Raw genomic sequence first — 14,029 nt, forward strand, 5'->3', positions numbered from 1 at the left:
GGCACGATTCGGTTTAGGGATTTGGAAAACTTTATTATCTTATGGTATAAAGCATCATAAAGTATGTCTTAACAATAGTGTGGACACAACAATTAGCCCCGATAGCAGTGGAAATCCTTTTGTGCCGGGGTTCGGCGCAAAAGATTGCAACGGATAGCGGGAAAAAGCTCCAAAAAAACAATATCAAACGAAAAAAATACAACCAAAAATACCACCAGGCGACAATAATTCCCAAAACCAAACCAAAGCCCCAAAACACGCAGCCAAAAACACCCAGCCCCTATGACCCGCAGCACCCTTATAAGGAACCCCAAAGCGGCCCCAAAGACATAACGGTGAAGGACATAGAAAAGGACCTTATAGAGAATGACCCACCGGAGGGGTCCCAAACGGATATGGATACAAACAAGAGTGATGAGGCCCAAAGCGACACCTTTGAGACCATAGCGCCCGAAAAGGATGATCCGGTAAGGAAGGAATTCGAAATTAGGCCGCTGGGCAACCAAGAGCTTCAGGAAGATGAACGCGCAAGGGATGAAACAGGTCATAGTTTGAACCGCAATACTAAACCTTCCCAGCCAAAATTTTAATGCATTAAGATCTGAAATAATTTGTTCCTGTCCTTAATTTATTTTAGGCGCCAGCTTTAAGATTTTTTAATAGCTATTTGAATTATTAGTTCGCCAGAGTATTGTTCTTGCTTCAAAAATCATTCTAATCCCGTAACAAATAGTTGAAACCGCGCAGCCTAAACTTACAATTACGTTTGCCAAATACGGATTTACAGTTTTTTGTGTAATTAGATAAAAACCTAATATCGCCAATAGGCAAGTCCATGTGGCGATGTAATAGTCAAAAGTTCGTTTAAATACTCGGGCAAGCGGAAAAAAGTGCAAACCAACAATTAACGCAAAAAAGGGAATGAATAATTCGTTGTGATTAGTATTTACGAGAATATTTTTGACTACTAATATTCCAAAACCTTCTAGGCCAAAAATGATCAGAAACCATTTTTCTCTGCTTTTTTCTTCAGCGGTTTTTTCAATTAGCGTTTCAGGCAGCTTTTTTTGTGCCTTAGCCAATTTGAAATAAAAATATAAAAAACAGGCAATGACAAGTCCTAACAGCATTCCAACAATTCTTAAATCTTTATTTTCAAGATAGTATTCAGATATAAAAGTCCAGATAGCGGTATTTATGATCATGAAAAATAAACCGTTAATAGGTTTTTGAATGTCTTTTTGGGTGATGGATCGCATTTGTTTTCGATTAGTTATTAAAATAGCAGCTAATTTTGAGATCGAATTTAAGTGATATTTTACATTTGACAAAGGACAAAGAAAAATAAAAAAGGTACTGCCCTATTGCTGGCAGTACCTTTGATTCATAAACAATCCAGCGTATGGATCCCAGTATTATTTGTTGTCGATGCGCGCTTTTGCATCTGGATCGTTTTCAAACTCCTTTTGCAATTCTGCCCAGCTATTATCACTTGGATCCATTGCCGAGCGGATGTATGCCAGAATAGATTCACAGAGAAAGGCGACAAGCTGAGGGTTTTCATCTGTGGTTTCAGCGACATCCCATCCCGATATACCCCCGTAGATATGTTCGGCGCCAAATACGGTAAGCAGGCTTGACTGTACCGGGCTTTGATAGTAGGGATCGGCGCGCCAGTTTTCAACGTTTGAAAAATTCAGGTTAATGTCCTTGTCGCCATTGATTACAAGTGTGGGCAGTGACATAGATGTGTAGTTGATCCCTTTTAATATAGGATAATGGTTTAGGGCAAAATCACCGTTTAGGCCTTCGGGACCGCCGGGTGCCCCTATCATTACCAGGGCTTTTAGCCTTGTTTCGGCCAAGTTTATTGTTTCACCCGTTACAGTATCGGTAACTTCTGCGCCGGCAAGCATTCCTACAGTCAGTGCACCAAGGGAATGGCCAATAGCCGATACCTGTGATTTGTCGGCGCGGTTCTCCAGGCCCGGAACTCTGGCCAGGATATGGTCCAGGTTGTCCAGGATAAAATGGATGTCTTTGGCCCTTGATTTCAAAAACAAACCTCCTTCAGGGCCTGTAGTGTCCAGACCCAAAAGCTTGGCATCAGGGTGGGTGGGCTGAATTACAATAAAGCCTTTGGAAGAGAAGAACTCGGTGAGAGGCGCCAATCCCCTTAATGAGGAAAGATAAGTCGAGGCGCCATGCCCATGTGACAGGATTACTATAGGAAGATTGTTTCCGCTGGCAGGTGCCGATATCTTTACATGCATGTCTGCCGGTCTGCCAGAAACCGGCATTACAATGGGGCTGTACGTAATAACGGGATTGGTGCTGAGTCCGATAACTGAGATTTGATCTTGATTTTTCATCGTATAAATGTTTTAGTTTAACAATACACAAAGGTTGATAGATTACGGTCGCCGCACGTAGCCAAATTGAGGGCTTGCGTAGTCAAAATGAGAATGGACCTTTAGACAATTCAAGCTGGTTTCAATCTGTTATAAAATAAAAGGAGAAGCTAAATCCAACTTGGAATTAGCTTCTCTTTTTAACGCTGGTAATCTTAAATACCAGACAACTAATTAAAGGAATGCCTGAAATCGACAGGGGACAGTTTGGTCTTGGTCTTAAAGAGTTTGCTAAAAGATTGCGGATGCTCAAAACCCAGCTGATAGGCAATTTCTGAAATCGTTAGATCTGTACCGGACAATAACTCCTTGGCCTTTTGGATCATCTTAGTATGGATGTGCTGCTGGGCATTCTGGCCTGTTAGCAAGCGCAGCATATCGCTGAGATAGCTCGGTGACAAGTGTAGAAGCCCTGCAATATAATGAACTGTTGGGATACCCTCAGTAGCTGTTCTTTGATTTTTAAAGTAATCCTCCAGTATGTCTTCAAGCTTTTCGAGCAAACTATTATTTACTGCTTTTCTTGTAATGAACTGGCGTTTATAGAAACGGTTACAGTAATTGAGTAATAATTCGAGCTGTGAAATAATTACATCCTGGCTGAAATCGTCAATTCGGCTTTCCAGTTCCTCGAGAATGATGCCAAAAATAGAAAGGATGGTAGTTTTTTCCCTGTCCGATAAATGTAATGCCTCATTGGCCGAATACGAAAAATAGCCATAGTCCTTTATCTTTCTTGCCAAAGGGTAGGATAATAAAAAATCAGGATGGATCAGCAGTACATAGCCGGACTTTTTAGTTTCATCCGGGCTTTCAAACAACTGGTTTGGGGCCGTAAAAATCAAACCGCCCTCACTGAAGTCATAATGATTCTGACCATACCGAACCTGGGACGCCATATTGGTTTTGTAAGCAATTTTATAGTAATTGAGCACCATCATTTCAGGCAGCGCGTCCGGCAATACATTTACATCATCAAGATTGATCATGCTTATCATCGGGTGTAATGGCTTTGGCAGCCCAAGAGCCCTGTGGAAGTCATGGAGGGAGTCAATTTTTCGGTGGGTAGTTTCTTGCTTTTTCATCGCTTAAATTTAAATAAAATTAATTAATAACAGATACGGTGAATCTATTGTTTCTCCAGCCATTTTTTAAATAAAGCAGTATACAGCGGCATTATCACATAGGTCATCAGAGGAACCAGGATTGCTGAGAGTATTAGTGTACGGAAGAGTAATGGGACCTGCATCAATACATCATCAAAAAAATAGGACACGATGTTCATTACCGGATAAATAGCCAGCCAGGATAAAAATGCTGTTTTGTGTGTTAAAATATTTTTCATTTCTTAAAATTTTATACTGCAAATGTCATTAACTGATTTTTGCAGCATGAAGTGTAAATGAGGAATTTGTTAGCCAAAATGATGGTAACGCAGGGGTAACCGCATTGCGCAAAAATTGAATATATAAAAACGACTCATCGAACGTAAAAAATTCAGGCCATCAACAGCTACTATAACGGATTTGGGCAATAATTTTAATGTGAAGCTGGTTTTGTATGTGGAATGATTTTGGGCAATTCCAAAAATCGAGCTTAATTTAATCACAAACCAACTGTAATACCGGAACGTTGTGCGATACTCCCCTAGCCCTGATTGCTTCGCCAGTTCGCTTCGCTCCTGTGCAGTGGAAATCCTTTTGTACCGGTGTTCGGCACAAAAGATTGGAGCGAATAGCGGGAAAAAGCTCCAAAAAGAAAGCATTAATTATAAACGACAATACTGATCACTCACATCAGATTCCGGTAACAATTCCTAAAACCCTAAAACCGTGTGCTTATTTTGTCCCATAATATTGCACTATTATTATTTTTAAATACCTTGCACTGCCGCACTACAAAATTTAAAGATGCGAATTGTGTAATAACATACCGGAAGGCTGTAACTGCAATGGGTCAGCAAACTACACCTTTGACCTTATAAGATGCCCATCCTTTTTACCCCACAGCGGTAAAAACAAGCCAAAAAGCGCCTTACTGCCCTTTAAATAAACAAGTAAACATAAAATGGAAGATTATGTTTATGGACACCCCGCCTGATGCATTTTTTGTATTGGGCGGGTTTTTTTTCCAGATCGCAGCCTTTAAGGCAAATGTCAGACAGCGCTTCAATACCAGGTATAGGCCAAGGTGGATCCAGGAAGAAATTCAGCAGACAGATTCAAATCACTTTCAATATTGCAGTATCTTTGCAGCAATTTCAGGAACATTAAAAACAGCCTGATCGTAGCGAGAGAACCGGATAATACTACTAGCTGAAAAGGGCATGAAAAAGTTTGAAATAAAAAAAATAGACCGTGACAGCTGGATGGTTTCCCATAATGAACTGCCAAAATTTATCTGCCGCTTTGAAGACAGGAAATTCAATTACAGCCGCACCATCACAGGGCTTCCAGATCCTACTGGCGACCCCAGGGAAATCCGGCTGCTTGAGAAAATGGAAAAATGGCTCAGGCAGTACCATAAGGAGAAAGTAAATGGATAACCTTTATTCCCGGCCCTACAGAATTAAATACGTGTATTATAATTACCAGCTGTATTTTAAAATCAGTCTGGCATTAAACGGGGTTCCGGCGGTAAAATGAATTTCTTCCACAGGATCGGTTTCATTGGCCAATCTCGTCTCGGTCAAAAACTGCGTTTCTTTCCATTTTGTATCGAAAATATTGTCAATATTAATACCCACAGTAATCTTTTTAATTTGATAATTTACCGAAAAATCAGTGATGCAATATCCCTTTGCCAGTACCGAATTGTCTTCATTTGCCGGGCGGTCCCCTAAAAACCGTGTTCGCAGGCTTCCTGAAAAACCATGCAGTTCCTTTACCGATAGTCCGCTTGTCAGGGTATGAACGGGAGCCAGCGGCAGATAATTCTCCCCTTTTGGCTCATCGATAGAGCGTGCATGTGTATAGGTATAATCCGTGTTCCAAAACAGCCAGTTTGTAAATTGGTACCTAAAACCAAAATCAAAACCTTTTCGGTGTGTTTTCCCGCCCCGTTCCACAACAGCCTCGTCACCCACATAGACAAATTCTTGGGCCAGGTATAAATACCAAACAGCAGAATTTATAATCATCCTTGGAAAAGGCTTCCAGTTAACTCCAAGATCTGCCCCGTAGGTTTCCGGAAGGATTTTCTCGCCTTTTTGCACCACCACACGGGTATCATTGCTGTGAAAGCCCTTTCCGAGCTTCAGAAAATATTGCAGGGTTTTATTCTGGGTATATAAAAAACTCAGTTTCGGGCTGACAATAGCCTTCGTTTGCGTCTGATTAGTGTAAGCTGTTGTCAGCTGATCTTCATATCCAAATTTAAAATAATCCAGACGCACACCTGAACTTACCAGCCATTTCCCGGATGTAAAATCAAAACTGGAGTAAGCAAAAAGATTGCTCTGGTTTACATCGCCTAAACTCAAGTACTCCAGTACCGTTTTTCGGTTTAAGGTGTGGGATAATTCGACGTCTTTGTTATTGTCGTTTCTGAGTCCCGCGCCCAATTTAAAGAGCCAGTTATCACTCAGCTTGTTATTATACTCAGACTGAAAGCCTATGATGGTCCTGTTTTCTTTTTGCTTGATCTGATCCCCATTAACAGGATCATTTAGAAAAAAAGTAAAGTTTGAGTATAGTTCAAAATCATATTTGCTTAAATACGCATTGTTTTTGATGTGAGAATGATCATCAATTTTGGAATCATACTGCAGGTTAAAATTGGTCCTTGCGGTATTCCCGCCTTCGTTTGGGTCAATAGCGCCAAAATGTGAAATCGTCCCATCCTTTACGGTCCTGTCGGGAATCTGTCCGCTGGCATCCCACTGGCTTGTAAAATGAGATAAGGAAACGGCCATCTTATCGCCGTTACTCGTTTTGGCTGAATATTTTGCAAATAAATTGATCCGGTTAAAGTTTTGAGGCACATCAAAATAGCCATCGGTCATCATATATTCCCCTGCAAAATAAGCAGACTGGTTCTCGGTATGAAGCAGATTAAACAATGCCACAGTCCGGAAGGTATCAAACTGGCCCGCTTCAAATGAAACGGCGCTCGTGCTTAAAGCCTCTTTGGTAGTAAAACCAATATATCCGGCTGTTGTAAAATCACCCTTTTCTGCAAAATAGGACCCTTTGTCAAAATCAATTTTATCGACAGTTTCCGGAATCACAAAATGTAGATCGGCATACCCCTGCCCGTGGGCGTGGGAAACCATATTCACGGGCATTCCATCAACCGAAACATTGATGTCGGTTCCATGGTCACAGTCAAAACCGCGAAGGAAAATCTGTTCGGCTTTCCCGCCCCCCGCATGCTGGCCGATAAACAGGCCCGGCACCTTTCGCATTAAATCCTGCGAATTTGAAACCGGCTGGATTTCCAAATCTATCCTGGAAATGGTATTTAAATATTTCAGGTTGTTGGTAATGGTAACTTCCTCTAATAAAAAAGGTTTTTCTTCAAGAGAAACCCAAAGTGTTTCAGTATCCGAAACCTTTATTTTTTGGTAATATACCCTCGTTTTGTTATTTCAAGGCTGTCTTGAGTTTTAGTGTTTTCCAGAATAAACTTTGCATTACTATCACTATGGGCATGGTTTTTCGAAGAGAAATTATAAACCATTACATCACTCAGTGCTTTTCCGTCTGCAGTGGTTATAACCCCGCTTACCGATTGTGCTTTTGCAGAAAATGACAAAATAAAAACAATAAAAACCAAAGATAATCTCATAAAATACAGGCAATAATTTCAAAATGCCAAAAATAGCCAAATAATAAAATTAATTGTCATTTATTTTATTGAAGATTAAATAGAAAAATGTTCTAAAATTTCCGCTCTTTAAATGTTGTCAAAAGTTTACTGGATTATTAATTAGAAAAACAGCAATTGGGTTTCAATGTGGAGTTCTCCAAGGCAAAACAGGGCTGCTCAGCATCCCTAGCCCCGCTATCCGTTCCAATCTTTTGTGCCGGTGTTCGGCACAAAAGATTGGAACGGATAGCGGGAAAAAGCTCCTAAAAAATAGCATTAGTAAAAGTCACTTTATGACCTGCCTAAACTAAAAAAAATAACCCAAAAACTAAACCAAAAGAAACTTTTTATTTCCTTCATCAGCCCCCACAAGATTCATCGAAAGCACCTCTTCAAGCAGGGATTTGAGCCTATCAAAACAGCTGGGTTTTACCGCATAGAAAGTAGCGCCGAGCTCTGATGCCCTGAGGATATTCTCCGGATCACTGCTGGTGGAAAGCATCACAATGTTCACATCTTTAAGACCTCCCTCAAAACTTCTTATCTCCTTTAGGCATTCCAGTCCTGATTTGCCGGGCATATTGATATCCAGGAAAATAAACTGGGGAAGATCAGAACCTGCAAGCGCGAGAAGTTCATCCATTAAATGCATGCCATCGGGGGCCTGTCTTAGGATAAGATCGGGGTCAATTTCACTTACCGCATCAGCAAAGAACTCCCTGTCATCGCTGTCGTCATCGGCCTGGTAAATAAACCTGTGGGAATTGTAATTTTCAAATGCCATTCTACTAAAATTTACATTAACTGGTAATATAGAAAGCTGCTTTGGATAAACAATATTCCAAAGTAAAGGTCATGCTATTTTAAAACTGCAAAATGATATCCTGATTTGATAAGGGGAATGTAAAGTTAATCCATAATTCAGAAAAAACACATTAAAAAAATTCTTTTTTACATTTTCTTAATCTGCATTTCTTTTCGAGTTTTCAATATTTACAGGCTATTGCCCTATAAGAAAAAACGCACCATATAAATTTGTTATAAATTAGAACATACAAGCTATTAAATAATGTTACGATCTGTAATAATTTTGTCATGTATAAAATGAGAAGACTATGCAAAGGGCAGTTGTGCACATCGATATGAATACGTTTTTCGTGTCCTGCGAAAGACTGACCAATTCGGAACTCGAAGGGATACCACTCATTATCGGGGGCGGTGAAAGGGGTGTTGTGGCCTCGTGTTCCTACGAAGCGCGAAGGTTTGGGGTACGATCGGCCATGCCCATTCACCTGGCCATGAAGCTTTGCCCACAGGCCAAAATCATGAAAGGCGACATGGAACTCTATTCCAGGCTATCCCATGACATTACCGAGATCATTCAGGAAAAAGCGCCGGTGGTGGAGAAAGCCAGTATCGATGAATTTTATCTGGATATTACCGGCATGGACAAGTTCCATGGCAGCTACAAATGGACAGACGAGCTTGCGCAGACCATCACAAAAGAGACCGGCCTTCCCCTCACCTTTGCCTTATCAGTAAACAAAACCGTATCGAAAATCGGAACCGGCGAAGGCAAACAAAAACAGAACCTCGAAATACCCGAGCATCTGGTCCAGTCTTTTTTAAATCCCCTGTCCATACGAAAAATCCCCATGGTTGGGGACAAAACCTTCCAGCTGCTCTCAAGGATTGGGATCCGCAGGATAGAAACGCTTTCCCAGATGCCAGCCGAAGCGCTTCAGCGGATGATTGGCAAAAACGGTCTGGAGCTATGGAAAAAAGCCAACGGCATTGACAACAATCCGGTGGAACCCTACACGGAGCGGAAATCCATCTCTACCGAGCATACTTTTGGGCAGGACACCATTGATATGGACAAACTCAAAAGGGTGATACTGGGAATGGTGGAAAAACTGGCTTTTCAGCTAAGATCCGAGCAGTGGCTCACATCCACTGTTACCATCAAGATCCGTTATGCCAACTTTGATACCGAGACCAAGCAGTCCCGCGTGCAGTATACCTCGGCCGATCATATCCTGACCCAGACCGCTGTTGATCTGTTTGAAAAGCTCTACCAGCGAAGAATGCGCCTGCGCCTTATCGGGGTACGGTTCAGCGGGCTTGTGCGCGGTACCTATCAGATCGATCTTTTCGAGGATACCCAGGAAATGCTCTCGCTTTATCAGGCCATGGACCGGATGAAGACTAGATATGGCTTTGACGCGGTGATGCGCTGCGCCGGGGCATCCTTTAAACCCAACAATAAAAATGAAATTTTAAAACGCAAGTCCGATAAATAAACCCGAGCCCATGTATCTCAACTGTCATTCCTTCCATTCCCTGCGCTACGGCACAATTCCACTACCGGAATTGATCAGCCATGCTGCCGCCTGTGGCGTAAAGGCCATGGCCCTCACTGACATTAATACGGTGACCGGGATCTATGATTTTATAAAAGGATGCCAGAGCGTTGGAATCAAACCCATTGTGGGAATGGAATTTCGGTCCGAAAATAAGCTGCGCTACATCGGCCTTGCTAAAAATGCATCGGGTCTTGCCGAGATGAACCGTTTTCTGACCGGTCATAATTTTGAAAAAACACCCCTGCCCCTCTGTGCTCCTGATCTTGAGGATGTTTTTGTCATTTATCCTTTGGAGAACGCGCCGGATCTGTTAAGAGAAAATGAATACATCGGCATTCGTCCCGAAGAGCTTCCAAAACTGGTGCTTTCTGATTGGAAAAACAGGCAGGACAAAATGGTCGTACTCCAGCCGGTGACCTTTCGTACCACAAAGGAATATCAGCTGCACAAGGTGCTTCGAGCCATTGACCTGAATGTTATTTTATCGAAACTCTCCCCTTCAGATTACTGCCGCAGTTCAGAGGTGATGGTGGATGTTAAAAGGATCCAGTGCTGCTACTCAAATTATCCGGGGATTATAGCCAACACGGAAAAAATCATCAGCGAGTGTCATTTTGAATTTGATTTCAAAACGCCAAAAAACAAGAAGTTTTATACCAATAACAGAAAGGACGATATGAATCTTCTCACCACACTGGCCAAAAAAGGACTGGAGTGGCGCTATGGCACAAATAACGCCCAGGCCAAATCCCGCATGTTCAAGGAACTCAAGGTAATTGACCAGCTCGAGTTCAGCGGTTACTTTCTCATTACATGGGACATCATCAGGTTCAGCAATTCACAGGGGTTCCTGCACATAGGACGCGGCAGCGGGGCCAACAGCATCATTGCCTACTGCCTGGGCATTACCGATATCTGTCCGCTCGAACTGGACCTGTATTTTGAGCGGTTTTTGAACCTGAACCGCAAAAGCCCGCCGGATTTTGATATTGACTGGTCCTGGAAGGAGCGAGACACGATCCTGGAATACATTTTCTCGCGTTATGGCTATGATCATGTGGCTTTTTGCGGCACCAATGTAGAATTCAAGTATAAATCCATATTTCGTGAAGTGGGTAAAGTTTTCGGGCTTCCCAAGGAAGAGCTCGATATCCTTACCAAAAACCCCATGGAGCTGCACCCTACAAACAAGGTGGTGCGCGAGGTACAGCAGTACGGCATGCTGCTGGAGAAATATCCCAACCAGCGAAGCATGCATTCCTGTGGGATCCTGATCTCCGAGGGCCCCATAACCAATTACACGCCCCTGGAAATGCCCCCTAAGGGTTTTCCCATTGCGCTTTTTGACATGCATATAGCCGAGGACATCGGCCTTGAAAAATTCGATATCCTGAGCCAAAGGGGTATTGGCCATATTGACGACAGCGTAAAGCTTATTGAGAAAAACCGCGGTATCCGCCTTAATATACGCGATACCTCCATTTCAAAAAACGAGACCAGCTGCAATGAATTTCTGGGTATTGGACGCACCATAGGCTGCTTTTACATTGAAAGCCCGGCCATGAGGGGATTATTGCGCCGCCTGAAATGCAACAATTATAAAACCCTGGTAGCAGCCTCCTCCATTATACGCCCGGGTGTTGCCCAAAGCGGCATGATGAAAGAGTATATTTTTCGCCATAACCATCCCGATCAGTTCGAATATTTCCATCCTGTGTTCCAGGAGCAGCTTGGCGAAACGTACGGGATTATGGTCTATCAGGAGGATGTAATTAAAATCGCCCTTCACTACGGCGGGCTGCCCGCAGCGGATGGGGATATCCTGCGCCGTGCCATGTCAGGCAAAGGGCGCTCCAAGGAAGCGCTCCAAAAGGTAAAGGATAATTTCTTTGCTTCCTGTACCGCGCAGGGACATCCCGAGAAACTCAGCGAGGAAATCTACCGCCAGATCGAATCCTTTGCCGGATACTCGTTCTGCAAGGCCCACTCAGCATCGTACGCTGTAGAGAGCTACCAGAGCCTTTACCTGAAAGTGCACTACCCAATAGAATTTATGGTAGCGGTCATCAACAACCAGGGCGGATTTTACCGGACGGAGGTATACGTGCATGAGGCAAGGATGTCAGGGGCTGAGATTCACAATCCATGCGTGAACAAAAGCGAGCTGGAAACCACGCTCTACGGAACCGATGTATATCTGGGATTTATGCACCTGAAAAGCCTTGATGAACAGACCGCCCGGCTGATCCAGTCCGAGCGCGAAAAAAATGGCCCGTACCTCACGCTCGAAGATTTTATCAACCGCATCCCTATCGGCATTGAGACCCTGCAGATTTTGATTTTTATAGGCGCTTTCCGGTTTACGGGAAAAACAAAAAATCAGCTGCTGGTCATCGCCCGACTGATCCTTGTCAATTTCAAGCCCGAGAACCGCGGACTTTTGCTCCTTCAGGAGCCCGTCAGGGAATTTGTACTTCCTGAGCTGGCGCGTTCTGAATTTGAGGATGCCTTTGACGAGATAGAGCTTTTGAGCTTTCCTGTTTCCTGCTCGCCTTTTGATCTTTTGCAGACCAAATTCCGTGGTGATGTAATGGCAAGGGATCTGCTCAAACATCATAAAAAAACAGTCCGCATGCTGGCCTACCTGATCTCACGCAAACATGTTCCCACCAAGATGGGCGCCATGTTTTTCGGTACCTGGATTGACGCGGAAGGCGAGCTGTTTGATACGGCCCATTTCACGGGAAGCCTCAAGGAATATCCCTTTCAGGGCGGTGGCTGTTACCTGCTTTTGGGCCATGTGGAGGTGGATTACCACTTCCCTACCATTACGGTAACCAAAATGTCCAAGATGCCTTTTGTTGCCGATCCAAGGTATTCGAACTCTGATGAGCGGCAGTTCAAGGCGCACGAACAACTGCGTGAGGACGTCAGCATGACCGACCGCCAGCCCTACCCGCAGGAACATGAAATCAACCTGCCAAGGCTTAAGATGAGCAATTAAGAATGCTTTTATTTGATTGTCGGGTCATGGTTGAAAAAGATGTACAATTTAAAACTTATGAAAATGATGCTATTTGATGACACCGAAATTTTTTCATCAGGTAAAGGCGGACAAAGAACCTTTGACGTCCCTGATGCGGACCTGATGCTGATCGATAATTTTTTCAGCAAGGAAGAGTCCGACTATTACTATAACTTTTTATACCATACCACACAGTGGAGGGAATATGAAATGCCCATGTACGACAAAGTGGTCACCGCCCCAAGAATGATTTCCTGGTATGGGGAGACCAGAAGACCCGAAAGAAAGTCGAATCCCGACTGGCCTACAGCACTGCTTCAGATCAGGGAACGTGTGGAGCAGCATACCGGTATTGCATTCAATGCCGTGCTGCTGAACCTCTACAGGGACGGCACTGACGGTGTTGGCTGGCACAGCGACAAAACCACCAGCACCAACAAGGACATGAACATCGCCTCGGTTACCTTTGGCGAAACACGCCTTTTCCGTCTGCGCCATAAAACCCTAAAGCACATCCCCCAGATTGAAATCCCGCTGCATCACGGCACTTTTCTGCTGATGGCCGGACATACCAACACCTATTGGGAACATCAGGTGCCCAAAACAGCCCGGGAAGTGCTGCCAAGGATCAACCTTACTTTTCGTCAGGTGAGATAAAAGAAACTGATCCATTTTCAAATGAATTATCTCCATGTATCATTGCAATCCTATAAAAATCAGCGTTTTTCCTGTAACAGGATCCCTGCACTGTTATGGTAACTTTAAATAAACTATTAAATTTAAAATCATGGATGATAAATCAAAAACAGGAAAAGCAGATGATTCGCAGATTAACATTAACGAATCATACGAGGTACAGTACTGGTCTGAAAAGTTCAATGTGCCGACAGAAACATTAAAAAGTGCCGTGAGAGCCGCAGGTACCAGAGTGGATGACGTCAGGGATTATCTGGCAGAAAACAACTAATCATGCCGTGTTACAACGGGGATTATCCCCCATCTTATAAAAACCAGCCCTCCGAGGTAAGGGAAAAGGCTGTCGAGATCGCCAATGCCCTGCTTCAGGACGGCATGGAAGAAGGAGCTGCCATAGCCACCGGTCTTAAACAGGCCCGCGAACTATTGGAGAATCATGGAGAAAAAAACTAAAAAGCTGAAAATCATGGAAACGAATAAAAACAAATCCGAAAACGATCAGGAAAACACAAATCAGAATGCAAACAGCGCCTACAGCGGTTCGGGAAACATACAACCCGGTGCGGGAACAGGAGAAGCCGGCCGCCTGAATGACTACGAGGAGGATGACCTGGATGATGCAGACAAAAAAAACAATCCTGAGGGGAAAAGCATTGCCGAGGCCACAGATCCTTCCAAGCTGTCGGATATTTAACAGTGTAGGATCATAATGACACTCGTGG

14 protein-coding genes are annotated in these 14,029 nt (G+C 43.5%); 7 read left to right on the forward strand and 7 right to left on the reverse strand.

Going from position 1 to position 14,029, the window contains the following annotated elements; all coding sequences use genetic code 11:
• The first annotated feature begins 77 nt into the window (after positions 1-77).
• On the forward strand, positions 78-590 hold the full coding sequence (locus tag SD960_RS02405; protein WP_318800640.1) for a hypothetical protein: 513 nt from the start codon (positions 78-80) through the stop codon (positions 588-590).
• Positions 591-656: 66 nt separating this feature from the next.
• Here the strand turns inward: SD960_RS02405 and SD960_RS02410 are convergent, their stop codons facing one another.
• From SD960_RS02410 to SD960_RS02425, 4 genes are all read right to left on the reverse strand, one after another.
• On the reverse strand, positions 657-1,259 hold the full coding sequence (locus SD960_RS02410) for a hypothetical protein (protein WP_318800641.1): 603 nt from the start codon (positions 1,257-1,259) through the stop codon (positions 657-659).
• Between the two features lie 156 nt (positions 1,260-1,415).
• A complete protein-coding gene (locus tag SD960_RS02415; protein WP_318800642.1) occupies positions 1,416-2,372 on the reverse strand; it encodes a hypothetical protein in 957 nt (318 codons plus the stop codon).
• 209 nt (positions 2,373-2,581) lie between these two features.
• A complete protein-coding gene (locus SD960_RS02420; RefSeq protein WP_318800643.1) occupies positions 2,582-3,496 on the reverse strand; it encodes a helix-turn-helix transcriptional regulator in 915 nt (304 codons plus the stop codon).
• A gap of 44 nt (positions 3,497-3,540) precedes the next feature.
• Positions 3,541-3,756: a hypothetical protein gene (locus SD960_RS02425; RefSeq protein ID WP_318800644.1), complete on the reverse strand. Its 216-nt coding sequence runs from the start codon at positions 3,754-3,756 to the stop codon at positions 3,541-3,543.
• A 981-nt stretch (positions 3,757-4,737) separates the two neighbouring features.
• On the opposite strand from SD960_RS02425, the gene SD960_RS02430 reads away from it, so the two are divergent.
• Positions 4,738-4,956, forward strand: a complete 219-nt coding sequence (locus SD960_RS02430; RefSeq protein ID WP_318800645.1) for a hypothetical protein — start codon at positions 4,738-4,740, stop codon at positions 4,954-4,956.
• A gap of 42 nt (positions 4,957-4,998) precedes the next feature.
• Here the strand turns inward: SD960_RS02430 and SD960_RS02435 are convergent, their stop codons facing one another.
• From SD960_RS02435 to SD960_RS02445, 3 genes are all read right to left on the reverse strand, one after another.
• Complete coding sequence (locus SD960_RS02435) at positions 4,999-6,852, reverse strand: TonB-dependent receptor (RefSeq protein ID WP_318800646.1); 1,854 nt, start codon at positions 6,850-6,852, stop codon at positions 4,999-5,001.
• Positions 6,853-6,965: 113 nt separating this feature from the next.
• A complete protein-coding gene (locus SD960_RS02440) occupies positions 6,966-7,199 on the reverse strand; it encodes a hypothetical protein (protein WP_318800647.1) in 234 nt (77 codons plus the stop codon).
• Between the two features lie 349 nt (positions 7,200-7,548).
• Positions 7,549-8,004 carry a response regulator gene (locus SD960_RS02445; protein WP_318800648.1) on the reverse strand — a complete coding sequence of 152 codons (456 nt, stop codon included), beginning with the start codon at positions 8,002-8,004 and terminating at the stop codon, positions 7,549-7,551.
• Positions 8,005-8,335: 331 nt separating this feature from the next.
• Between SD960_RS02445 and dinB the strand changes: the two genes are divergently transcribed.
• The 5 genes from dinB to SD960_RS02470 all read left to right on the forward strand — a co-directional run bounded on the left by dinB (position 8,336) and on the right by SD960_RS02470 (position 14,001).
• Complete coding sequence (gene dinB, locus SD960_RS02450; protein WP_318800649.1) at positions 8,336-9,523, forward strand: DNA polymerase IV; 1,188 nt, start codon at positions 8,336-8,338, stop codon at positions 9,521-9,523.
• A 10-nt stretch (positions 9,524-9,533) separates the two neighbouring features.
• Entirely contained in the window at positions 9,534-12,590 is a 3,057-nt protein-coding gene (locus SD960_RS02455; RefSeq protein WP_318800650.1) for a DNA polymerase III subunit alpha, read from the forward strand.
• A 63-nt stretch (positions 12,591-12,653) separates the two neighbouring features.
• On the forward strand, positions 12,654-13,268 hold the full coding sequence (locus tag SD960_RS02460) for an alpha-ketoglutarate-dependent dioxygenase AlkB family protein (protein ID WP_318800651.1): 615 nt from the start codon (positions 12,654-12,656) through the stop codon (positions 13,266-13,268).
• 130 nt (positions 13,269-13,398) lie between these two features.
• The gene (locus SD960_RS02465; protein WP_242661170.1) at positions 13,399-13,578 is read left to right on the forward strand and encodes a DUF3606 domain-containing protein; all 180 of its coding nucleotides are present in this window, start codon (positions 13,399-13,401) and stop codon (positions 13,576-13,578) included.
• 195 nt (positions 13,579-13,773) lie between these two features.
• The gene (locus tag SD960_RS02470; RefSeq protein ID WP_318800652.1) at positions 13,774-14,001 is read left to right on the forward strand and encodes a hypothetical protein; all 228 of its coding nucleotides are present in this window, start codon (positions 13,774-13,776) and stop codon (positions 13,999-14,001) included.
• Positions 14,002-14,029: the final 28 nt, after the last annotated feature.

Source organism: Flavobacterium sp. MMLR14_040, from assembly GCF_033657265.1.
GTDB lineage: Bacteria > Bacteroidota > Bacteroidia > Flavobacteriales > Flavobacteriaceae > Flavobacterium.